Origin of the sequence: Burkholderia vietnamiensis LMG 10929, assembly GCF_000959445.1 — a bacterium.
Classification (GTDB): Bacteria; Pseudomonadota; Gammaproteobacteria; order Burkholderiales; family Burkholderiaceae; genus Burkholderia; species Burkholderia vietnamiensis.
Genome location: NZ_CP009632.1, coordinates 88,615 through 110,756, shown reverse-complemented (window position 1 = coordinate 110,756; position 22,142 = coordinate 88,615). Strand labels below are relative to the sequence as shown.

Sequence of the window (22,142 nt, the reverse complement as noted above, 5' to 3'; positions counted from 1 at the left end):
GCGGCGCGCCGGCAGCCCGCCGCCCGGCCGCCGTCGGTCGACACGAGCGCGCCGCCGGCCCGCTCCGCCACGCGCGAACGCGCGACGCCCTGCCACGAACGCCCCGCCGCCTTCCGCGCAAATTCCCTTCCGCAACGCAAAACCACCGTGCTAACATCCGCTCGATGTTACCGGTAACTATCCGGCACGCACAACGCACGACTGTCCCGCACGACAGTCCTATTCGGAGACAGCCTCGCCATGGCAAACACCCCACGCCGCCTGCGCAGCCAGGAGTGGTTCGACGATCCCGCGCATGCGGACATGACGGCGCTCTATGTCGAGCGCTTCATGAACTACGGGTTGACGCGCGACGAGCTGCAGTCGGGTCGCCCGATCATCGGCATCGCGCAGACCGGCAGCGACCTCGCGCCGTGCAACCGCCACCATCTCGAACTGGCCGAGCGCGTGCGCGCCGGCATTCGCGACGCGGGCGGCATTCCGATGGAGTTCCCGGTGCACCCGCTCGCCGAGCAGAGCCGCCGGCCCACCGCCGCGCTCGACCGCAACCTCGCTTACCTAGGGCTGGTGGAAGTGCTGCACGGCTTTCCGCTGGACGGCGTGGTGCTGACCACCGGCTGCGACAAGACCACCCCCGCCTGCCTGATGGCCGCGGCCACCGTCGACATGCCGGCCATCGTGCTGTCGGGCGGGCCGATGCTCGACGGCTGGCACGACGGCAAGCGCGTCGGCTCAGGCACGGTGATCTGGCACGCGCGCAACCTGCTCGCGGCAGGCGAGATCGACTACGAAGGATTCATGGCGCTGACCACCGCGGCGTCGCCGTCGATCGGGCACTGCAACACGATGGGCACCGCGCTGTCGATGAACAGCCTCGCCGAGGCGCTCGGCATGTCGCTGCCGGGCTGCGCGAGCATTCCGGCCGCCTACCGCGAGCGCGGCCAGATGGCCTACGCGACCGGCAAGCGCGCGGTCGAGCTGGTGCGCGACGACGTGCGTCCGTCGCAGATCATGACGCGCGCCGCGTTCGAGAACGCGATCGTCGTCGCGTCCGCGCTCGGTGCGTCGACCAACTGCCCGCCGCACCTGATCGCGATCGCGCGCCACATGGGCGTCGAGCTGAGCCTCGACGACTGGCAGCGCTTCGGCGAAGCCGTGCCGCTGCTCGTCAACTGCATGCCGGCCGGCGAATATCTCGGCGAGAGCTTCCATCGCGCCGGCGGCGTGCCCGCGGTGCTGCGCCAGCTCGATGCGGCCGGCCTGCTGCGGCGCGATTGCATGACGGTGTCCGGCCGGCCGATCGGCGCGATCGCCGATGCCGCGCCGCCCGCCGATCGCGACGTGATCCGCACGCCCGATGCGCCGCTCAAGCACGGCGCGGGCTTCATCGTGCTGTCGGGCAACTTCTTCGACAGCGCGATCATGAAGATGTCGGTGGTGGGCGACGCGTTCCGTCAGACCTACCTCGCCGAGCCGGGTGCCGAGAACACCTTCGACGCACGCGCGATCGTGTTCGATGGCCCCGAGGACTACCGCGCGCGCATCGACGATCCGCAACTGAACATCGACGAGCGCTGCATCCTGGTGATCCGCGGCTGCGGCACGGTCGGCTACCCGGGCAGTGCGGAGGTCGTCAACATGGCGCCGCCCGCAGCGCTGGTGAAGCGCGGCGTGACGTCGCTGCCGTGCATGGGCGACGGACGCCAGAGCGGCACGTCGGCCAGCCCGTCGATCCTGAACATGTCGCCGGAAGCGGCGGTGGGCGGCGGCCTCGCGCTGCTGCGCACCGACGACCGCATCCGCGTCGACCTGAACCGCCGGACCGTCGACGTGCTCGTCGACGAAGCGGAACTCGCGCGGCGCCGCGAAACCGCGACGTTCGCCGCGCCGCCGGCGCAAACGCCGTGGCAGGAGCTGTATCGCCGCTTCGTGGGCCAGCTGTCCACCGGCGGCTGCCTCGAGCCGGCCACGCTGTATCTCAAGGTGATCGAACGGCACGGCAATCCGCGCCATTCGCATTGATCCAACGTCCCACGACTCCAACCGAGCTCATCATGCGTACTCTTTCCGTCTCCGACTGCCTGCCGCACGATCTCGCGCAGGCGCTGCTGATCGGCCGCGTATGGCGGCACGACGGCGCCCAAGCGGGCCCGAGCGTCGTCGCCGTGCGCGGCGGCGAACTGATCGACATCACGCGCACCGTGCCGACCACCGCGGACCTGTTCGACCGCGCCGACGCCGCCGACCTCGCACGCAGCGCGCCGGGCGAATCGCTCGGCCGCGTCGAGCCGCTGCTGCAGGCCGCGCTCGACGGCACGCCCGGCGCGTCCGGTGCGGCGCAGCTGCTCGCGCCGTGCGACGTGCAGGCCATCAAGGCCTGCGGCGTCACGTTCGCCGTCAGCCTGATCGAGCGCGTGATCGAGGAACAGGCCGGCGGCGATCCCGCGCGAGCGCGCGAGGTGCGCGAAGCGATCACCGCGACGCTCGGCACCGATCTGTCGAAAATCGTGCCCGGCTCGGACGCCGCGCTGCGCCTGAAGGCGGAACTCGAGCGGCGCGGCGCGTGGTCGCAATACATGGAGGTCGGCATCGGCCCCGACGCCGAGGTGTTCTCCAAGGCGCAGCCGATGTCGGCGGTGGGTTTCGGCGCGGACGTCGGCTTGCTGCCGGCATCGGTATGGAACAACCCGGAACCGGAGATCGTGCTGGCCGTCGCCAGCGACGGCCGGCCGGTCGGCGCGACGCTCGGCAACGACGTCAACCTGCGCGACATCGAAGGCCGCTCGGCGCTGCTGCTCGGCAAATGCAAGGACAACAACGGCTCGTGCGCGATCGGCCCGTTCGTGCGGCTGTTCGCCGACGGCTTCACGCTCGACGGCGTGCGGCAGGCCAGCGTGTCGCTGCGCGTCGAAGGCGCCGATGACGGTTTCGTGCTCGACGGCATCAGCCACATGCGCGAGATCAGCCGCGACCCGACCGATCTCGTCGCCCAGACCTGCGGCGCGCATCACCAGTACCCGGACGGTTTCATGCTGTTCCTCGGCACGATGTTCTCGCCGATCCAGGATCGCGACGCGCCGGGCGCCGGCTTTACGCACCACCTCGGCGACCGCGTGACGATCGCGACGCCCGCGCTCGGCGCGCTCGTGAACACCGTGCGGCTGTGCACGGAGATCGCGCCATGGAGCTTCGGCGTGCGCGCGCTGTATGCGAACCTCGCGGCGCGCGGCCTGCTCGGCAAGTGAGGCTGCCTGCCGCGCAGCGTCATGCCGCGGCTACGCTGCGCGCTCGCCGCTCACGCGCGGCGACCGCAGTGTGCGCGGCACCAGGTTCGTCACCAGCAGCGCGCCGAGCATCAGCAGCATCGCAACCACCGCCAGCCCCGCATACGGCGCGCCGGTGCGCGTGAACAGCACGCCGACGAGCCACGAACTGAACGCGCCGCCGAGCGAGCCGAGCATGCTGATCGCCGCGATGCCCGCCGCCGCGGCGCGGCCGGTGAGCTGCGCCGCCGGAATCGTCCAGAACACGATCGGCACGGTGAACGCGCACAGCTGCGCGACGGCCAGCAGCGTCACGGTCATCCAGACGTGCCCGGCCGCGAACCGCAGGAGCAGCAGGCTGCACGCGGTGACGAGCATGCACGCGACCGTATGCCAGCGCCGCTCGCCGTGCCGGTCCGAACTCCACGCGATCGCGACGTTGCCGATCATCGTGAAGACCGAAATCAGCCCGGACAGCCAGCCGACGCCGGACACGGTCGCCACCCCGGACGCCTTCAACACCGACGGCGACCAGAACGTCACCGCGCCCATCCCGACGTAGACGCAGAAATAGATCGCCGCGAGCCCGAGCACGCGCCCGTTGCGGAGAACGTCGAGCACGCCGGCCCCGTCGTGCCCGACGACGGCAGCGGCCCGCTCGGCCTGCAGGTCGCGCGACAGCGCGTGCCGGTCCGCGGCCGACAGCCACGCCGCCTGTTCCGGCCGGTCGCTCAGCATCAGCGGCGCGATCAGGCCCAGCGCGATGGCCGGCAGACCTTCGATCAGAAACAGCCACTGCCAGCCGCGCAACCCGAGCGCGTCCTGCAGGTGCGCCATGATCCAGCCGGACAACGGCCCGCCGATCATTCCGGCCACTGGCACGGCGAGCAGCAGCACGCTGTTCACGCGCGCGCGCACGGCATCCGGAAACCAGTACGACAGATACAGGATGAGGCCCGGAAAGAAGCCGGCCTCGGCCGCGCCGAGCAGAAAGCGCACGACGTACAGCGACACGCTGCCCGTCGCGAACATCTGCGCGATCGTGCACAGCCCCCACAGCACCATGATGCGCATCAGCGTCCGGCTCGCGCCGATCCGCGCCAGCACCAGATTGCTCGGTACCTCGAACGCCGCGTAGCTGATGAAAAAGATGGCCGTCGCGGCACCGAACGCGGCCTCGCTCAGGCCGAGGTCCTGCAGGAACTGCAGCTTGGCGAAGCCGATGTTCACGCGGTCGATGAAGTTGACCACGTAGCAGACGAACAGAAACGGAAGCACGCGCAGCGCGACCCGGCGATACAGGAACGCAGAGGATGACTCGGACATCGACGGCTCCCGGAAGATGAACGTCGCTCGCGGCAGCCGCTCGCCGCCGCATGGCAGGGGGCGAGGCCGTCGTCCTGGCGTCCGGACGGCTGCCCCGATGAAGCCGCGCCCCGGCATGCCGAAACGCGTCGAGCGAACGGGCACCGATGCCAGGCCGCATGAACTGATTATATGAATCCCGTAATTTGGTACTAATAGGTGGTTTACATGAGATTCAATCCCCACCTCATTCATCAATGTCCCGGAATCGGGAATCTGGCTTCAGTCATCAACCAAGCCGGCGAGACGAGCAGCTTGCTTCACGCCGCCTACGGCCCGCGCGCGGCGGCGGAGCACGGGCGACGCGAGATTCGGGCCGGCGGCGCTCTGCCCGGCGCCCGGTAACGGGTGGGGCCCCGAGGCGGTCGGCGCGGAGAACGGCGCGATTTGCCGTCCGCGCGCGTCTACCCCCACTCGAAGGCGACGCCTTCCGCCCTGTCTTCGATCCGCGCTCTCGCCCGTCGCGGCGGCGCCAGCACTACCCGGCGACACCATGCGTAAACCCGCTCTCGACATTAAATTGAATCCTCTATAATGGGATTCACCGACACGACGTGGACGATTACGGCAGCCAGCACCCGCGGTCGGTCCCGTTTCCAGCGGTCGCTTCACTTCATTACGGTCCCCGCAGACCGCGTCACCCCGCGGTTTTTTTCTGGATATGATCGTCTGCACGACCGGTCCTGTGACCGGCCGCCTTCAGCGCAACGCCGCGGCGGGCCGCGCATTGCGCGATTCCCGTGACCCGCGACGGGCAGCATGAGCCGGCTTCGGCCGGCATTGAATTTGAGATGGGGCGCCTCAGCGACACCATGAACCTGCATGCCGAATCCCGCTGCTTCTCGGACGTCTTCCTCCATTCGCAGGCCATCGTGAACTGGTCGCAGCACTACGACCAGATCAGTCCGGGCATCGCCACGACGACGCTGCGCCAGGTCGCCGGCCAGCGCTTTCACGTGTTCCGCGAACGGATCAACCAGCGTGTCATGCAGCACGGCCTCGCGCCGCGCGGCCGCCTCTGCTTCGCGCTGCCGATCGCGAACACGGCCGCACCGATCGTGCAGGGGCGCACCGTCGCGCGTCCGAGCCTGCTCACGCTGCGCGGCGGCGAAGAGTTCGTCGCGCATCTTCCGTGCGACACCGAAGTGCTCGCCTTCACGATCGACCGCACGCTCACGGCCGATCACGCGCTCGACGAACTGGCGAACCTGCCCGCGCGCGTACTCCGGCAACCGGTGCTGCCGATCTCGCCGGTGCGCTACCGCACGGCGCTGGACGGCCTCGAGCGCGTGCTATGCCAGGCGCTCGACCACGGTTCGCTCACGGCCCGCGACGCGTTCGACGAACGCGTGCTCGCCCATAACGTGGTCGGCATCCTGCTCGACCTCGTACAGTCGGACGAAGCGGATGCGGGCGCGCTGCCGTCGGCGTCGACGCAAAGCTACATCGTGCGGCGCAGCCAGGAAATCGCACTGGAATGCGACGACGTGCCGACGGTGATCGATCTCTGCCATCACCTCCGAATCAGCCGCCGCACGCTGCAATACAGCTTTCAGAACGTCGTCGGCACCACGCCGACCGCCTACCTGCGCTCGATCCGGCTCAACGCGGTGCGCCGCTTCCTGATGACGACACCCGAGACGATGCGGATCGGCGACGCGGCGGCGCAATTCGGCTTTTGCCATTTCGGGCGCTTCTCCGCGTACTACCAGCAACATTTCCACGAGCTGCCGTCGCACACGCCGCGCCTGAGCTGAACCGTCGCGCCGCCGCGCGCCGTATCCGGGTAATTCCCTGCCGCACGGCGCGCGCGGATTGCCGATAGCGGACAACGTCCCGGATTTCGGCACCCTAAATTCTGGCGTCGGCCCGTTCGCACGCATGCACCAGATGCGTGACCGGGCGGCCGTCGAAGCACACACCTGTGTCGTCGCCGCACGGCAGCACCCGTTGCCGGATCGTCAGGATGGTCCCGCGGCGCACGGACATTGATCAGGCATGCCGTGGTCGCTTCCTGACGGACGATCCGGCCAGCGGGACTACTCATGAACGAATCGTCATCCCGGTCCGACGCGGGGCTCAGCAGGAACGCGGTCGGACTCTCACACATCGTCTTCTTCGTCGTCGCCGCGGCCGCGCCGCTCACCGCGATGGTCGGCGCGACACCGGCGGCGTTCTCGCTCGGCAACGGCCCCGGCGTGCCCGGCGTCTTCGTGCTGGCCGGCGTGATGTACCTGATCTTCAGCATCGGATACGCGGCGATGAGCCGGCATATCTCCAACGCGGGCGCCTTCTATGCGTACATCGCGAACGGGCTCGGGCGGCCCGTCGGCGTGGGCGGCGCATTCGTCGCGATCGTCGCGTACAACGCGGTGCAGATCGCGATCTACAGCATGTTCGGCTTCTTTCTCAACAACGCCGTCCAGCAGCATTACGGCGTCGACGTGCCGTGGTGGGCGTTCGCGCTGGCCTGCGTCGCCGCCGTGCATCTCTGCGGCGCGCGACACATCGAGTTCAGCGGACGGCTGCTCGGCCTGCTGATGCTCGGCGAGATCGCGATCGTGATGCTGCTCGACGTCGCGATCGTCGCGCACGGCGCGACTGCCGGCGGCTTCAGCGCGAGGCCGTTCATGCCCGCGGCGGTGTTCGTGCCGGGCCTCGGCACCGCGCTCGTGTTCGTCCTCGGCTCGTACATGGGCTTCGAGGCCACTGCCATCTTCTCCGAGGAAGCGCGCGACCCGAAGCGCACGATCCCGCGCGCGACGTACCTGGCCGTGATCCTCATCATGGTGTTCTACGCGCTGTCGTCATGGGCGATCGTCGAGGCGTGGGGCGAAGGCCACATCGCCGCGCAAGCGGCCCGCGATCCGGCCAATCTGTGGTTCGCCGTCAGCAGCCGGCTGCTCGGCAACATCGCCACCGATGCGATGAACGTGCTGCTCGTCACGAGCCTGTTCGCGGCCATCCTGTCGTTCCACAACACGATCACGCGCTATTTCTACGCGATGGGGCGGGAACGCGTGCTGTGGCGCAAGCTCGGCCATACGTGTCCCGTGCATCGCTGCCCCGACGTCGCGGGCAAGGTGCAGACGGTGATCGCGCTCGCGGCGATCGTCGGCTCGGCCGCGTTCCGGCTCGACCCGTTCGCCATCGTGTTCTCGTGGATGAGCGCGCTCGCGACGATCGGCATCATCGCCGTGCAGATCCTCGTGGCGACGTCGGTGATCGCCTTCTTCGCGCGCGACCATCGGGACGCCTCGATCGTGCACCGCCTGATCGCGCCGCTCGTCAGCGTGGTCGCGCTCGGCGCATGTCTCGTGCTGGTGGTGCGCAACCTGTCGGTGCTGAGCGGATCGGACTCCGCGTTCGTCGCGATGTTTCCGTATTTCCTGCTCGCCATCGGCGCGCTCGGCATTCGCGCCGCATTGCGATTGAAGCGCAGCGATCCCGACCTGTACCGCGAACTCGGGCGCGCCGCCCAGTAAGCGCGGCCCGGCGCGCGCAGCGCTGCCCGCTGCCGCCGGCGCTGCCGCCGCGCCGCAATCCCACCGCAATCCCACCGCGGGCGCGTCTATGCGTCTATGCATAGACGCGTCGCGCCGCCGTCGGCACGGGTATTCCCTGACCGATACGCGCGGCAGCGATTGCCGATAGCGGACAACGCGCGCCGTTTCATCGACATACAGTGAATCCGACGTTGGACCGCGGCCGTGGCAGCCGTCATCGCCCCGCCCGATCGGCCCGACGCTTCGTACCTGTGACACACGGACACCATGATGAAAATCCAGAACCTGATCGGCGGCCGGCATTGCGATGCCTCCACCGGCCGCACCTTCGACAAGCTGGCGCCCGCGACCGGAGACCGCATCTGCACCGTTCCCGCCTCGAGCGCCGACGACGTCGATCGCGCCGTGCGCGCCGCCCACGACGCATTGCACGACGACGCATGGGCCCGCGCCGGCGGCGCGGCCCGCGCCGGCGGCGCGGCCCGCGCCCGCTGGCTGTATCGGCTGGCGGACCTCGTCGAGCGCGAAAGCGAAGCGCTGGAGAGCCTGCTCGCCGTCGAACAAGGGCGGCCGCCGGCCGAGATGCGCATGATGGACCTGCCGATGACCATCGACACGCTGCGCTATTTCGCCGGATGGGCCGACAAGCTCGAGGGCCGGACGATCCCGACCGACGGCTTCATGGGCCGCCCGACGCTCAGTTACACGCGGCGCGCGCCGGTCGGCGTCGCCGGCCAGATCGTGCCGTGGAACGCGCCGCTGATGATCGCCGTATGGAAGCTCGCACCGGCACTCGCGGCCGGCTGCCCGGTGGTGATCAAGCCGTCCGAGGATGCGCCGCTCGCCGTGGCGCGGCTCGGCAAGCTCGCGTGCGAAGCCGGCCTGCCGGCCGGCGTCGTCAACATCGTGCACGGCATGGGCGCCGAGGTCGGCGCTGCGCTCGTCGCGCATCCGCTCGTCAGCAAGATCAGTTTCACCGGCAGTACCGAAGTCGGCCGCACGATCGCCTGCGATGCGGCGCGCACCTTCAAGCGCGTCACGCTCGAGCTCGGCGGCAAGGCCGCGCAGATCGTCTTCGCGGATGCCGATCTCGACCGCGCGATCCCGTCGCTGGTGGCCGGCATGTTCGCGAACCAGGGGCAGACGTGTGCGGCCGGCTCGCGCGTGCTCGCGCACCGGTCGATCGCGGACGCACTCGAAGCGCGGCTCGCCGACGCGGCACGCACCATCCGCGTCGGGCCGCCGACCGAGGCCGGCGTGCAGATGGGCGCGCTCATCAACCCGCGGCATCTCGCACGCGTGCGGGCGCACGTCGCGGCGGCGCTGGCCGAAGGCGCGGTCATGCTCGCCGGCGACGAACAGGTGCCGCCGCGCGGCTGCTTCATGCGCCCGACGATACTCGGCGGCGTGCATCCGGGCATGCGCATCGCGCGCGAAGAAGTGTTCGGCCCGGTCGGCATGGTGATGCCGTTCGAGACCGAGGACGATGCGATCCGGATCGCCAACGACACGCCGTTCGGCCTGTCCGCCTCGGTCTGGACGCAGGATGTCGGCACCGCGCACCGCGTCGCCGAACGGCTCGACGTCGGTGCGGTCGCCATCAACGCATGGAGCCCGATCGATGCGCGCCTGCCGTGGGGCGGCACCCGGCAAAGCGGAATCGGGCGTGACCTGTCGAAGGCCGCGCTCGATTCGTACCTCGAGGAAAAGATCGTCACGGCCGCGCTGTGATGTCGCGGCGCACGCCGCGCCGCACCGTGTTCACGCACTTGAAGAGAGATACCTCATGGACTACCAAAAGCGACAAAAGCGATTCTGGCACCCGATGAGCTCGGCCGCGGCCGGGCATACGACCCCGACGGTCATCATCGCCCGCGGCGACGGCAACTACGTGTACGACGTCGAAGGCCACCGCATGCTCGACGGCGTCGGCGGCCTGTGGAACGTCAACGTCGGCCACAACCGGCCGGAAGTGAAGGCCGCGATCGCGCGCCAGATGGACGAGCTGTCCTACTATCAGACCTTCGACGGCGTGGCCCACCCGCGCGTCTACGATCTGGCCGACCGCCTGTGCGCGATGTTCGAGCAGGAGGACATGCAGCGCGTCATGTTCGGCAGCGGCGGCTCCGACGCGATCGAGACCGCGCTGAAGATGGCGCGCCAGTACTGGGTCGCCGCGGGCGAGCCGTCGCGCACGAAGTTCCTGTCGCTGCGCAACGGCTATCACGGCGTGCACATGGGCGGCACGTCGATCGGCGGCAACGGCGTCTACCACTACAATCACGGTCCGTTGCTGCCCGGCTGCGTGCTGCTGGATACCCCGTGGCTGTATCGCAATCCGTGGAACTGCGATGATCCGGACCAGCTGGTCGAACACTGCATCCGGCAACTGGAGGACACGATCGCCTTTCATGGCCAGCAGACCATCGCGGCGTTCGTCGCGGAGCCGGTGCAGGGCGCCGGCGGCCTGATCGTCCCGCCGGCCAGCTACTGGGCGCGCGTGCGGAACGTATGCGACCGGCACGGCATCCTGCTGATCGCCGACGAAGTGGTGACCGGCTTCGGTCGCACCGGCAGCATGCTCGGCAGCCGCGGCTGGGGCGTCGCCGCCGACATCCTGTGCGTCGCCAAGGGGATTTCGGCCGGCTACGTGCCGCTCGGCGCGACGCTGTACAACGGCCGGATCGCGCAAGCGATCGAGCACGGCGCGGGCTTCTCGCACGTCGTCATGCACGGCTATACGTACAGCGGCCATCCGCTCGCCTGCGCCGCGTCGCTCGCCGTACTCGACATCGTCGAAGCCGAGGATCTTCCGGGCAACGCGGCGCGCATGGGCCAACGCCTGCTCGAGCAGTTGCTGCCGTTGACGCGCGACTTCGAAACGGTCGGCGACGTGCGCGGCAAGGGGCTGATGCTGGCGCTCGATCTCGTGACCGACAAGGCGAGCCGCACGCCGCTCGATCCCGGCAAGGGGTTCGCGGCGCGCGTGGCGGATGCCGCACGCAAGCGCGGCGTGCTGGTCCGGGCGATCGCCAACAAGATCGTGATGTCGCCGCCGTTGACGCTGCAGCCGAAGGAGACCGACCTCATCGCGCATGCGCTGCGCGACGCGCTGCAGGAATGCTGCGCGGACGCGCGAGCGATCGCCTGACGACGCGGCGCATCGGCCGCACGCGCGTCGTCTCGACGGCGCGTGCGCCGCGCGGCGGTCGGGGCATCGGCCCGGCGCGGGTTGTCCCATACGGCGCGGGATGTCGAAGCAGGCGTTCGACATCCCGCCCTTCGCAGTTGTGCCTACACGAGAGACCATCCAGATGAACGACCAGGCTATTGCAATCCCGGCGCACAAGTATCCGCTCACGCTTCGGCTTCTTCACTGGCTCAGGGCGATCCTGATCGGTGCGCAGCTGTGGACCGGCTGGACGATGGTCCGGCTCGACGACAACCTGCCCGCCAAATTCGACTGGTACTACCCGACCCACAAGGAATTCGGCGTGCTCACGCTGCTGGTGGTCCTGACCCAACTGGCGATCCGCTCGACGCAGACGTTGCCGCCGCTGCCGGCGAGCCTGCCGAAACTCGACCGCAAGCTCGCCAAGCTCGCCCATTACCTGCTGTACGCGCTGGCCGTCGTCGTGCCGTTGATGGGCTATTCGATGTCGAGCACCTATACGCAGAGCGACGGCGTGCCGTTCTTCGGTCTGCGCGTGCCCGAGCTGCTGGCGAAGAACGACCACTGGTTCGTCGCGTTCCAGTGGCTGCACAGGACGCTCGCCTACACGCTGCTCGCGCTCGTCGTGCTGCACGTGCTCGCCGCGCTGAAGCACCGCTTCTTCGATCCGAACCGCGAGAACGACGTGTTGCGACGCATGCTGTAACGCCGTCGCCGCGCGCCTGCGCGCACCACCCGACGCTTCACCACCGGGCCGCTCGTCGCGGCCCGGCTCGTTCCACGTCACGTCTTTCGTCTTACTAACCGATGGCGGGTCTTGATCCGGCGGGAGGCGCGTGCGTGCCCGTCGCGACGCGGGCTGCCATTCCTGCGTCACCCGGAGATCGACAATGAAAAAGAGGATTGCGGCCGTAGCGGCCGTCACGGCGGCCTGCGCGATGGGGTTCAACCTGGGCGCTCACGCGCAGAGCAGCGTGACGCTTTACGGATCGATTGACCAAGGCATCAATTTCACGAGCAACGCGGCCGGAAGCCGCGCCTACCAGATGGTCAGCGGCGACACCGTCGGCAGCAACTGGGGGCTGAAGGGGACGGAAGATCTCGGCGGCGGCCTGCGAGCGATCTTCCAGCTCGAGAACGGTTTCAACGCGAGCACCGGCGCGCTCGGCGTCGCGTCACGGATGTTCGGCCGGCAGGCCTACGTCGGGCTCGATTCCGATCGCTTCGGCACACTCACGCTGGGCCGTCAGTACGACCCCACGCTCGACATGTGGAGCCCGTTCGCGGCCGCCGGCAACTGGCTCGGCGACTTCGGCGCCCACCCGTACGACAACGACAACGCCGACTGGGACTACCGCATCCAGAACAGCGTCAAGTACGTGTCGCCGGCGTACGGCGGCTTCAAGGGCGAAGTGCTCTACGGGCTCTCGAATCAGGCGGGCGGCTTCGCCCGCAACCGCGTCTACAGCGCCGCGATGCAGTACCAGGCCGGTGCGTTCTCCGCCGCCGTCGCGTATCTGAAGGCCAACAACGGCGGCGCGACGACGGCCGGCGCGTTGTCGAGCGACGATACGGTTTTCAGCGGCCGTTCGCAGCAGAACATCGACGTCGGCACGTCGTACAAGTTCAATGACAAGCTGACGCTGTCCGCCGCCTATTCGCACGTCGACGTCTACAGCCCCGAGGCGAACGTCTACTTCACGAACCAGCCTGCGACGGGCTCGCAGAACGCGTGGAAGTTCGACAATTTCGAGGTCAACGGCCAGTATTTCCTGCTGCCCGACGTGTGGTTCGGCGCCGCCTACACCTATACGCACGCGCGCGTCGCGACGGCGGCGGGCGACGCCTCGCCGAGCTGGCACCAGCTGTCGATGATGCTCGACTACGACCTCAGCAAGCGGACCTCCACGTACATCCAGGGTGCGTACCAGCATGCGACCGGCAACACCGGCACCGACTTCGACCATGCGCACGTGCTCGGCACCGCCGGACAGTCGTCGGGCCGCAACCAGCTCGCGTTGCGCATCGGGATGATGCATCGCTTCTGACATGCGCGCGGCGCGACGGCGGCCGCGCGTTGCGCGTGCCGGCCGTCGCGCGCCGCACCGTCAGAACTGGTGGCGCAGGCCCACGCGGACCGCGCTCTGGGTCGACCCCGACGCCGCGCCGCCGAGCGCGGCCTCGACCTGTGCGCCGTACGCGCTGTCGTGCCCGCGCGCGAATACCGCATACAGGCCGGTCCGTTTCGACAGCGAATAGTCGGCCGTCAGCGTGAGCTGGTTGGCCGAGCCCGTATCGCCGCCGCGTTGCTGGAACTGGAAGCCGCCGCCAAGTTGCAGCGACGGCGTCACTGCATAGGTCAGCCCGGCATCGTAGGTCGTGGCCCGCAGCGGTGCGGCCGCGCTGATCCGCACGTCCGACACCATGCCGAACACACGCAGCCGGCCGACGTCGTAGCCGGCGCCGCCCGAGAAGTTGCGGAGATTGCCGCCGGAGGTCACGTCGTGCTGGCCGAAATACACCAGCGCGGCGCTGAACGCACCATGCGTGTACGACACCATCGCGCTCTGCACGCTGCTGCGCGCGACCGTGCCCGGTACGTTGCCGAACCCCCACATGCCGCCGAACGACACGCCGCCGAAGGTCGGACTCACGTACTTCACCGCGTTGTTCACCTGCACGCCCCAGACGCGGTTGTCGAGCGCGCCGCCGGCCGACGCATTCGCCGGCAAGCCCCATGCAAGCAGGCCGGCCGGCGTATTCGCGCCGATCGCGAAGGCCGGCATCAGATCGCCGACGAAATCGAACTGGCGGCCGAGCGTCACGGTTCCCCAGTCCCCGCCGAGCCCGACGTACGCTTGCGAACTGAACGCGGCGCCCGGCACGGTGAGCGTGCCGTCGGAGGTCTGGAACTGGCTTTCGAGCCGGAAGACCGCAACGCTCGCGCCGCCGAGATCCTCCCGGCCCGTCAGCCCCCACACGTCGTTGCGCGCCACGCCGGCCTGCAACGCGAGCTGGCGGCCGCCGCGCGGCGCCGACGCCACATTGCTCGTATAGGTGACGCCGGTGTCCAGCGAACCATAGAGCGTCACGCTCGATTGCGCGAACGCCGGCACGGCGCTGCCGCATCCGTAGATTGCCAGCACGCGGATCCACGTCTTCATCTTCACTCTCCTCTTCATGTAGGGATGCCTATCGAAATCCGTCGTTGCTGGTCGGTGCTGCGCGCCCTGCGGTCGGGCGCCGCGCGACCGACTTCAGTTAGACTACGGCCCTGTCGCCGGCGCAGCGGCAGCGTGCGCCGGCCCGCTTGCGCTGCAACGCCGTCGCGCCGCTCGTTCGGTTGCCGCAACCCGTCTGAACCCGGATCACGTCATGTCGAGCCTGACCAAAATGCTGTCCATCCTTGACGTCTTCTCGTCGTCCGCGACGTCGATGACCGCCGAGGAGATCGCCGAACACATGGGCTTCTCGCGCACCACGTGCTACCGCTACGTGAAGGAACTGGCGTCCGTCGGCCTGCTCGTCGGCAGCAATGGCCGCTATACGCTCGGGCCGCGCATCATCCATCTCGACTACAACATGCGGCAGTCCGACCCGACGCTGAATGCCGCGAAACCGGTGATTCAGCATCTGGTCCAGGTCACCGGCGGCGACGCGCTGGTGTCGACGCTATTCGACGAGCAGATCATCAACGTGATGCACGAGTCCGGCGCCGAAAACCTGCAGCTGGGCTTCGGGCGCGGCCGCATCATGCCGCTGTTCGTCGGCGCCTCGTCGAAGGTGATCGTCGCCGCGATGTCGCGCGCGCGCCTGAAGCGCCTGCACGAACGACACAACGCGGAGCTCGGCGAATTCGCGACCGACTGGACCGCGTTCTGGCGCCACTGCCAGCAGATCGTCGAGTCCGGCTACTGGATTTCGCGCGGCGAACTCGACGCGGGTTTCGTCGGTATCGCCGCACCGATCCGCACGGCCAGCAGCGGCGAAATCAACAGCAGCCTGTCGCTCGTGTTCCGCGCCGAGCACTTCGCGCTGTTCGACGAGCAGGTGCTCGGCAAACTGCTGATCGACGCCACCGCGCAGATCGGCGCAGCCACCTGAACACGCGCCGCGCCGCGCACGATCGGCGGCAGGCGTCCGTCGGTCAATTCATCTGCGTGACGAATTTCGTGACGAGATAGCCGTCGAACGCTTCCATGCCGCCTTCGCTGCCGAAGCCGCTGTCCTTCACGCCGCCGAACGGGATTTCCGCCGGCCCCATGCCGAAGTGATTGATGTTGACCATGCCGGCCTCGAGCGCGCGGCTGATCCGGTGCGCGTTGCGCGCCGACGTCGTGAACGCGTACGACGCGAGCCCGAACGGCAGGCGGTTGGCTTCGGCGAGCGCATCGTCGAGATCGTCGAACGGCACGATGCCCACGATCGGGCCAAACGGCTCGTCGTTCATCAGCCGCGTATCGCGCGTCGGGCCGAGCACGACCGTCGGCGCGAAATAGTGGCCGGGCCCCGGCAGGCGCATGCCGCCCGTGGCGATCTGCGCGCCTTTGGCCGTTGCGTCGGCCACGAAGGCGTCGATCTCGTCCACGCGCCGCGCATGCGCGAGCGGCCCCATCGTCACGCCCGCGTCCAGCCCGTAGCCGACGCGGATCGTGCCCACCGCGTCGAGATAGGCGCAGACGAACCGGTCGAACGCCGCGCGCTGCACGAAGAACCGCGTCGGCGATACGCACACCTGCCCGGCGTTGCGAAACTTGTACGCGGCCAGCATTGCCGCGGCGCGCTCGACGTCGGCGTCCGCGCAGACGAGCACCGGCGCATGACCGCCCAGCTCCATCGTCATGCGCTTCATCAGCGACGCGGCGAGCGCCGCCAGTTGCTTGCCGACGGGCACCGATCCGGTGAACGAAATCTTGCGCACCTGCGGCGCTTCGATCAGCTGCTTCGATACGTCGCCCGGCACGCCCCAGACGATGTTCAGGCAGCCAGGCGGCAAGCCGGCATCGTGAAACAGCTGCGCGAGCGCGACGATCGCGCTCGGCGATTCCTCCGGCCCTTTCAGCACCAGCGTGCATCCCGACGCCAGCGCGGCCGCGATCTTGTGCATCGCCTGGCTGAACGGGAAATTCCACGGCGAGAACGCCGCGCATACGCCGATCGGCTCGCGCAGCACCGTCTGCATGACGTCCGGGGAACGGGCCGGCACGACCCGCCCGTAGGTGCGGCGTCCCTCCTCCGCATGCCATTCGAGCTGCTCGGCCGCCGACACGACCTCGGCGATCGCCTCGCGAAGCGGCTTGCCCTGGTCCATCGTGATGTGCCGGCCGATGGTCTCGGCGCGCTCGCGCGCGAGCGCGGCGGCGCGACGCAGGAGGTCGGAACGCACGAGCGGCGACTCGTGCCGCCACGTGACGAATGCGCGATGCGCGGCCTGCACCGCGGCGTCGATGTCGTGCGCCGTCGCATGCGGCAGCTCGCCGAGCACGCGTGTGGTCCCGGGATCGACGACCGGTTGCGTGCGCCGGCCGTCGGCATCGTGGAACCTGCCGTCGATGTACAGCCGAAGCGGCGCGTAGTCGTGTCGGACGCCGGAGCTCATCCGGGAAGTCAGCGGAGTAAACGGAATCAACGCGGGTGCCTCACGTGGAATTGCATGAAGGGCGCCGGCGCGGCGCGTGACCGCCGCCGGCACGACGACCGGCAGGTCACGCCGCCGGTTGCGGCCGGGCCAGCAAACCGCCGATTTCCTGCCGGAGAATCCGGTTCTCCTGCCGGACCAGCAGATGCCGCACCTTGCCGCGGAACACGCCGAACGCCGGATCGGCCATCAGCGCCGCGCGACGCCGTGCGCGCTCGTCGAGCGAATCGAAGGCCCACAGATACACGAGCTGGTTCAGCGGCCCGACTTCGGTCGTGAAGCAGCCGACCATCGTGCCGAGCGCCTGCTCCTGCGGCGCGCGACCGCACTCCGCATAGAGCCGCAGATACTCGGCGACGCCGCCGGGCACCAGCGTATAGATGCGTTGCTCAACAAACATGCGCGGCCTCCGCTTGCTGCTGCGGCGCGAATGCGCGGAACGCGGCCGTCACGCCGGCGATGCCGACCGCGTCGGTCTGCGCGGCGACGTACCGGTCCGGACGGACGACGACCAGCGGCCCCGCATGCCGGTCGAACCAGTCGGCCATCGCGTTGTCGACGTCTTCGACGCACTCGCTGCCGTGCGCGCTCGCGATGCGCTGCTCGCGGCACGTGCCGCTGCGCGACCGGACGATCTGCACGAACTTCGCGCCCAGCGCGGTCCAGAACGCGCGATCGTCGTCGCTCAGGCTCGCTTGCGGATCGCATTGCCAGCCGATGATCGAAAACCACGGGCCGAGCACGTCGTCGAGCTTGCGGCGCACACCGTCGGCCGTTTCGACGTCGGGCTGGACGATCATCCGGCCGATCGCGCCCGACGCATCCGATGCGCCCGTCACCACGACCCCGCGCGTATAGCTCGGCATCGGCTTGAAACGCATTTGCAGCACGTAGTCCTTCAGGCCCGGCGCAAACCGCGCGGCCGCGAGCAGCCGATCGCGCAGGAATGCGACCGGACGGCTGGTCGGCATCAGCATCGCGCCGAACGTGTCCGCGAGGTCGATCATCGCCTTCGCATGGGCGCGGCGCTCCGATTCGTAGGTCGCGAGCACGCCGGGGTTCAACCTACCGTGGACGATCCCGGCCAGCTTCCACGCGAGGTTGCCCACGTCGCGCAGGCCCGCATTCAGCCCTTGCCCGATCCACGGCGGGCTCAGGTGCGCGGCATCGCCGACGAGCGCTATGCGGCCCGCGACGAAGCGCTCCGCCACGCGCGAGTGATGCGTGTAGGTGCGCGCCCGGACGATCTCCAGCCGCTCGACGTCTTCGACGTACGGTGCGATCAGTGCGCGTATCGACTCCGGTTGCGCGATCGCCTGTTCGTCCTCGTGCGGAAACACGAGAAATTCCCAGCGCCGGTAGTTGAACGGCAGATAGATGCACACGTTCGGGCGGCGCGGGTCGCAGTTCAGCGCGGTGCAGGGCTGGTCGAGGCCGGCGTTCTTCACGTCGACCACGACCCACTTCATCGGATGCGTCGTGCCGGCGAGCGGGATGCCGAGCATCTCGCGCAGCGGACTGCGCCCGCCGTCGGCCGCCACCACGTAATCGGCGTCGAGCGCGTAGTGCTGCCCGTCGGCGCCCTGCACCCGCAGCGTCACGTGCGCGTCGTCCTGCTCCAGCCCGACGACTTCCTCGCCGGTGCGCAGCGACACGTGCGGATAGCGCGCCAGCGCGTCGCGCAACGTGCGCTCGGCCAGGTGCTGCATGAAGATGTTGCGTCGCCACCAGCCGAACTCGCGGACCGACGGACGCACGTCGGCGAAGCATTCGCCGCGCGCATTGAACATCCGCAACGGCACGTTCTGGATGATGTCGCGACTCAGCTCGTCGGCCACGCCGGCGGTCTGGAACAGCCGCAGCGCTTCGTCGTCGATGCCGACCGCGCGCGGGAAGTCGACGATCTGCGGCGCCCGCTCGACCACGACCGTATCGACGCCATACAGGCCGAGCAGGTTCGCCAGCGCCGCGCCGTTCGGCCCCGCGCCGACGATCGCGACCGAGGTCCGGTTCCGGTTGTCCGCTTTCATGCGCCCCGCTCCCCCGCGCGCCATGCCGGATCGTCGAGACGGTCGAGCCATTCGCGCAATGCGCCGTTGAACGCCGCGGGCCGATCGTCATGCACGTAGTGCGTCGCGCCCGCGATATCGACCCGCTCGATCACGGCGTTGGCCGCGCTCATGTCGGCCGCGACCTGCGCGGATAGAAAGTCCGAATCGCCGCCGCGCAGCAGCAGCGTCGGCACCCGCAGGCTCCGTATCAGCGGCCACAGGTCGACCAGTTGCTCGGGCGTCGCGGCGAGCCGCGCGGCCGCGATTCCCGCGGCGTCGTGCCGCCAGACGATGCGTCCGGGCGCGTCCTCCCGCAGCGAATGCGCGACGCGGGAATCGAGCGCCGCCTCCGGCAGGTTCGGCCGCTGGCGGCACCAGAACGCGCGCGCGTCGGCCCACGTCGCGAACCCGTCGGGCGTTTCCAGCAGCTCGCGCTTGATGCGCGCCGATCCGTGCGAGCCGACGGACGCACCGGGGCCCATGTCTTCGATCACGAGGCCGGCGAGCCGCTCCGGATCGCGGCCCGCATAGACGAACGCGTTGGCGCCGCCCATCGAATGGCCCACGAGCACGAAGCGCCGCAGGCCGAGCGCCCGTACCAGCGCGTCGAGATCGCGCACATAGGCCGCCGCGTAGTATTCGCGCCGCGGATCCCAGTCGCTCGCGCCGCGCCCGCGCTGATCGAGCGCGACGACGCGGTAGCGGTCGGTCAGCGCACGCGCCGCGTCGGCCCACGTCTGCGCGTAGCTGCGCAGGCCATGCAGCATCACCACGGCCGGCGCATCGTCGCGTCCCCAGCTGACGTAGTGCAGCCGCAAGCCGTCGCTGACGATCCATCCATCGGTTCCGGATGCCCGGTTCATCGTTCGCCCTCCGCGCCGCGCCAGCATTCAGACCAGACCGTCGCGGCCGACGATCTCGCTCGCCTTCAGCCCGCCGAGCCGCGCATGCAGGCGGCCGCGCGTCGCGAACGCGAAGATCACCAGCACTTCGTCGTCGTTCGGCGCATCGGGGAACAGGCAGGTGACGGTGTCGTAGTGCGAGCGCACGTACAGCGCGTCCTTGTGCGCGAGCGGCACGTCGATCACCGTGTTGATCGGGCCGCGCTTGCCGCTCGACGGCACCCACGCCTTGCCGCCGCCGAGCGCCGCGCGGATCGGTTCGGCGAAGATCGACGTGAGGAACGCGTTGCCGTGCTCGTACTCGCCCGCCGAGCCGACGAGACACGCCTTGCCGTAGCTCTCGATCGCGCGCCCCGCCGCGAGCGCTTCGATGCGTCGCGCGAACTCGCGGCCGAGCGCGGGCGACGGACGCACGAGGTCGTCGAGGTTCTCGCTGAAACGCCCGGCGTACGGATTGTGGACGGCCGCCGCGATCACGATCTTGCGCAGCGGTTCGCCGTCGGCCAGCTGGCCGGTCTCGTTCGCGAGCGAATCCTCGATCTGCGTGTACCACTTGCGGATATGAAAACCTTCGAAATTGGCGGTCTTGCTCATCGGGATTCCCTGGTCAATGGTGTGGATATGCGGTGGTTCGGAGCGGCAACGGCGGCGGCGACGCTAGTCGAACAGCGGTTCGAGCTGCGTCGGATCGCTCGGCGCGTGGTAGCGGTTGAGCACGCGCTTGCCTTCCTCGTCGTCGGTGACGGTCTCGCAGAAGAACTCGAGGCGGTTGCCGTCCGGATCGTTGAAGTACACGCCGATGCCCACCTTGTGATCGGTGATCTTGACGATCGGCACGTGGCGGCGGATCAGCATGCCGTACAGGCGGCGCAGCTCGGTCAGCCCGCCCGCGATTTCGAGGCCGTAGTGCTGCAGCCCGATCGTGCCGAGCTCCGCATCGGACGCCGCGCGGATCAGCGCGATGTCGTGATGCTTCTGTCCGAACGACATGAACACCCACTGATCGCCGCGCGCGGTTTCCTTCATGCCGAGCACGTCGGCGTACCAGGTGCTCGAGCGCACCGGATCGCGCACGAACAGCGACAGGTGGGTGCGCTGGACGTGCGGCGTCGGCATCGGCCGGCCGCTCGCGTTCGCGCGTTCGGCCTGCTGCCGGAAGTCGGATGACGTCATCGCGGGCTCCGGTCAGTGCGTGGATTGCGCATGGGCCACGAGCGGCGCTTCGAACGGCGTCCATGCGACCGCCGTGATCTCGCTGAAATCGCGCCATTCCTTGGTCCAGTTCCGGCCGCCGTCGCGCGAGCGGAACAGGTGGCCGTACTTGGTGCCCGCATAGACGAGCTCCGGGCGCGCGCCGTGGACGCCGAACGCCCAGAACGTCGAGTTCGGCGGCGTCTGCAGGTCCGTCTCGCGCCAGGCGCGGCCGCGGTCGGTCGAGCGGTAGATGCGGCTTTGCGTGCCCGGCGTGCCGTCGCCGATCGCCATCAGCAGTGCGCCGTCGGGCGTCGCCAGCGGCACGACCGTGCGGGTGTAGTACAGCCCGTCGAAACGCTCGCGCGACAGCTCGCCGTCCCACGTCCGTCCGTCGTCATCGCTCACGTACACGGCGTTCACCGTCAGCAGCAGCGTGGTCTTCGCGGTATCGGCCGTCGCGGGCAACACGGCGATCGCGTGAATGTCGCTGTTGCGGATCGCGGTGCCGGGGCCGTCCACCCGCGCCCAGGTCGCGCCGGCGTCGCGGCTGCGCCATGCACCGCCTTCCTCGACGCCGTACCACACATTGCGGCTCTCGCTCGGGTCGACGCAGATCGTCAGCAGGCGCGGCCGGTTGACGCCGGAGCAGAACTCGGGGAATACGGGCGCCGTCGGCGTCCAGCTCATGCCGGCGTCGGTCGACTTGTAAAGCGCGGCCCGCGACGGCGCGCCGGTGCCCGCGTAGAGCACCGCCGGGTTCGCCGGATCGATCGCGATGGACCAGACGGTCTGCCCGTTCAGCGCGTTCGCGGGGCGATACCAGTGCGCGCCGCCGTCGTCGCTGATGCACAGTCCCGCATCGGCGCCGGCATACACGCGCGACGGCGTGGCCGGGTCCACGGCGAGCGCGCGCACGATGCCGTCGAACTCGATCGGCTCGGTCAGGCCGAGGCGATGCCAGGTCTTGCCGTCGTCGTTCGAGCGCAGGATGCCTTGTCCGGCCGTGGCGACCAGTACGGTTGCGGTCATGGGAAGCTCCTTGTGTCGGGAA

Annotated in this window: 18 protein-coding genes; 9 read left to right on the top strand and 9 right to left on the bottom strand. The window is 69.1% G+C overall.

What is annotated here, in order from left to right; all coding sequences use genetic code 11:
• Positions 1–240 precede the first annotated feature (240 nt).
• Both AK36_RS25420 and AK36_RS25415 read left to right on the top strand, forming a co-directional pair.
• The gene (locus AK36_RS25420; RefSeq protein WP_011879750.1) at positions 241–2,022 is read left to right on the top strand and encodes an IlvD/Edd family dehydratase; all 1,782 of its coding nucleotides are present in this window, start codon (positions 241–243) and stop codon (positions 2,020–2,022) included.
• Positions 2,023–2,054: 32 nt separating this feature from the next.
• The gene (locus AK36_RS25415) at positions 2,055–3,245 is read left to right on the top strand and encodes a fumarylacetoacetate hydrolase family protein (RefSeq protein ID WP_011879749.1); all 1,191 of its coding nucleotides are present in this window, start codon (positions 2,055–2,057) and stop codon (positions 3,243–3,245) included.
• Positions 3,246–3,275: 30 nt separating this feature from the next.
• Here AK36_RS25415 and AK36_RS25410 read toward each other — a convergent pair whose 3' ends face one another.
• The gene (locus AK36_RS25410; RefSeq protein ID WP_043292570.1) at positions 3,276–4,589 is read right to left on the bottom strand and encodes an MFS transporter; all 1,314 of its coding nucleotides are present in this window, start codon (positions 4,587–4,589) and stop codon (positions 3,276–3,278) included.
• An 851-nt stretch (positions 4,590–5,440) separates the two neighbouring features.
• Here AK36_RS25410 and AK36_RS25405 point away from each other — a divergent pair.
• The 6 genes from AK36_RS25405 to AK36_RS25380 all read left to right on the top strand — a co-directional run bounded on the left by AK36_RS25405 (position 5,441) and on the right by AK36_RS25380 (position 13,354).
• Positions 5,441–6,385, top strand: a complete 945-nt coding sequence (locus AK36_RS25405; RefSeq protein ID WP_041494420.1) for a helix-turn-helix domain-containing protein — start codon at positions 5,441–5,443, stop codon at positions 6,383–6,385.
• 288 nt (positions 6,386–6,673) lie between these two features.
• Entirely contained in the window at positions 6,674–8,113 is a 1,440-nt protein-coding gene (locus tag AK36_RS25400; RefSeq protein ID WP_011879746.1) for an APC family permease, read from the top strand.
• 288 nt (positions 8,114–8,401) lie between these two features.
• Complete coding sequence (locus AK36_RS25395; RefSeq protein WP_045579538.1) at positions 8,402–9,865, top strand: aldehyde dehydrogenase family protein; 1,464 nt, start codon at positions 8,402–8,404, stop codon at positions 9,863–9,865.
• A gap of 55 nt (positions 9,866–9,920) precedes the next feature.
• Positions 9,921–11,285, top strand: coding sequence for an aspartate aminotransferase family protein (locus AK36_RS25390; RefSeq protein WP_011879744.1), 1,365 nt, complete (start codon positions 9,921–9,923; stop codon positions 11,283–11,285).
• A 163-nt stretch (positions 11,286–11,448) separates the two neighbouring features.
• Positions 11,449–12,012, top strand: coding sequence for a cytochrome b (locus AK36_RS25385; protein WP_011879743.1), 564 nt, complete (start codon positions 11,449–11,451; stop codon positions 12,010–12,012).
• A 184-nt stretch (positions 12,013–12,196) separates the two neighbouring features.
• Positions 12,197–13,354 carry a porin gene (locus AK36_RS25380; RefSeq protein ID WP_011879742.1) on the top strand — a complete coding sequence of 386 codons (1,158 nt, stop codon included), beginning with the start codon at positions 12,197–12,199 and terminating at the stop codon, positions 13,352–13,354.
• 60 nt (positions 13,355–13,414) lie between these two features.
• Here AK36_RS25380 and AK36_RS25375 read toward each other — a convergent pair whose 3' ends face one another.
• Entirely contained in the window at positions 13,415–14,470 is a 1,056-nt protein-coding gene (locus AK36_RS25375) for a porin (RefSeq protein ID WP_045579537.1), read from the bottom strand.
• A 211-nt stretch (positions 14,471–14,681) separates the two neighbouring features.
• Between AK36_RS25375 and AK36_RS25370 the strand changes: the two genes are divergently transcribed.
• Complete coding sequence (locus AK36_RS25370; RefSeq protein ID WP_011879740.1) at positions 14,682–15,410, top strand: IclR family transcriptional regulator; 729 nt, start codon at positions 14,682–14,684, stop codon at positions 15,408–15,410.
• 43 nt (positions 15,411–15,453) lie between these two features.
• Here the strand turns inward: AK36_RS25370 and AK36_RS25365 are convergent, their stop codons facing one another.
• The 7 genes from AK36_RS25365 to AK36_RS25335 all read right to left on the bottom strand — a co-directional run bounded on the left by AK36_RS25365 (position 15,454) and on the right by AK36_RS25335 (position 22,120).
• Positions 15,454–16,905 carry an NAD-dependent succinate-semialdehyde dehydrogenase gene (locus AK36_RS25365; RefSeq protein ID WP_011879739.1) on the bottom strand — a complete coding sequence of 484 codons (1,452 nt, stop codon included), beginning with the start codon at positions 16,903–16,905 and terminating at the stop codon, positions 15,454–15,456.
• A 106-nt stretch (positions 16,906–17,011) separates the two neighbouring features.
• The gene (locus tag AK36_RS25360) at positions 17,012–17,344 is read right to left on the bottom strand and encodes an NIPSNAP family protein (protein ID WP_011879738.1); all 333 of its coding nucleotides are present in this window, start codon (positions 17,342–17,344) and stop codon (positions 17,012–17,014) included.
• A complete protein-coding gene (locus tag AK36_RS25355; RefSeq protein ID WP_045579925.1) occupies positions 17,334–18,974 on the bottom strand; it encodes a bifunctional 3-(3-hydroxy-phenyl)propionate/3-hydroxycinnamic acid hydroxylase in 1,641 nt (546 codons plus the stop codon). Before AK36_RS25355 ends, AK36_RS25360 begins: the two co-directional genes overlap by 11 nt.
• The gene (locus AK36_RS25350; protein ID WP_045579924.1) at positions 18,971–19,858 is read right to left on the bottom strand and encodes an alpha/beta fold hydrolase; all 888 of its coding nucleotides are present in this window, start codon (positions 19,856–19,858) and stop codon (positions 18,971–18,973) included. Before AK36_RS25350 ends, AK36_RS25355 begins: the two co-directional genes overlap by 4 nt.
• Before the next feature lie 27 nt (positions 19,859–19,885).
• Positions 19,886–20,491 (bottom strand): amino acid synthesis family protein, encoded by a 606-nt coding sequence (locus AK36_RS25345; protein WP_011879735.1) that lies wholly within the window; start codon positions 20,489–20,491, stop codon positions 19,886–19,888.
• 63 nt (positions 20,492–20,554) lie between these two features.
• Positions 20,555–21,070, bottom strand: a complete 516-nt coding sequence (locus AK36_RS25340; protein ID WP_011879734.1) for a VOC family protein — start codon at positions 21,068–21,070, stop codon at positions 20,555–20,557.
• Between the two features lie 12 nt (positions 21,071–21,082).
• Positions 21,083–22,120: a WD40/YVTN/BNR-like repeat-containing protein gene (locus tag AK36_RS25335; protein WP_011879733.1), complete on the bottom strand. Its 1,038-nt coding sequence runs from the start codon at positions 22,118–22,120 to the stop codon at positions 21,083–21,085.
• Positions 22,121–22,142: the final 22 nt, after the last annotated feature.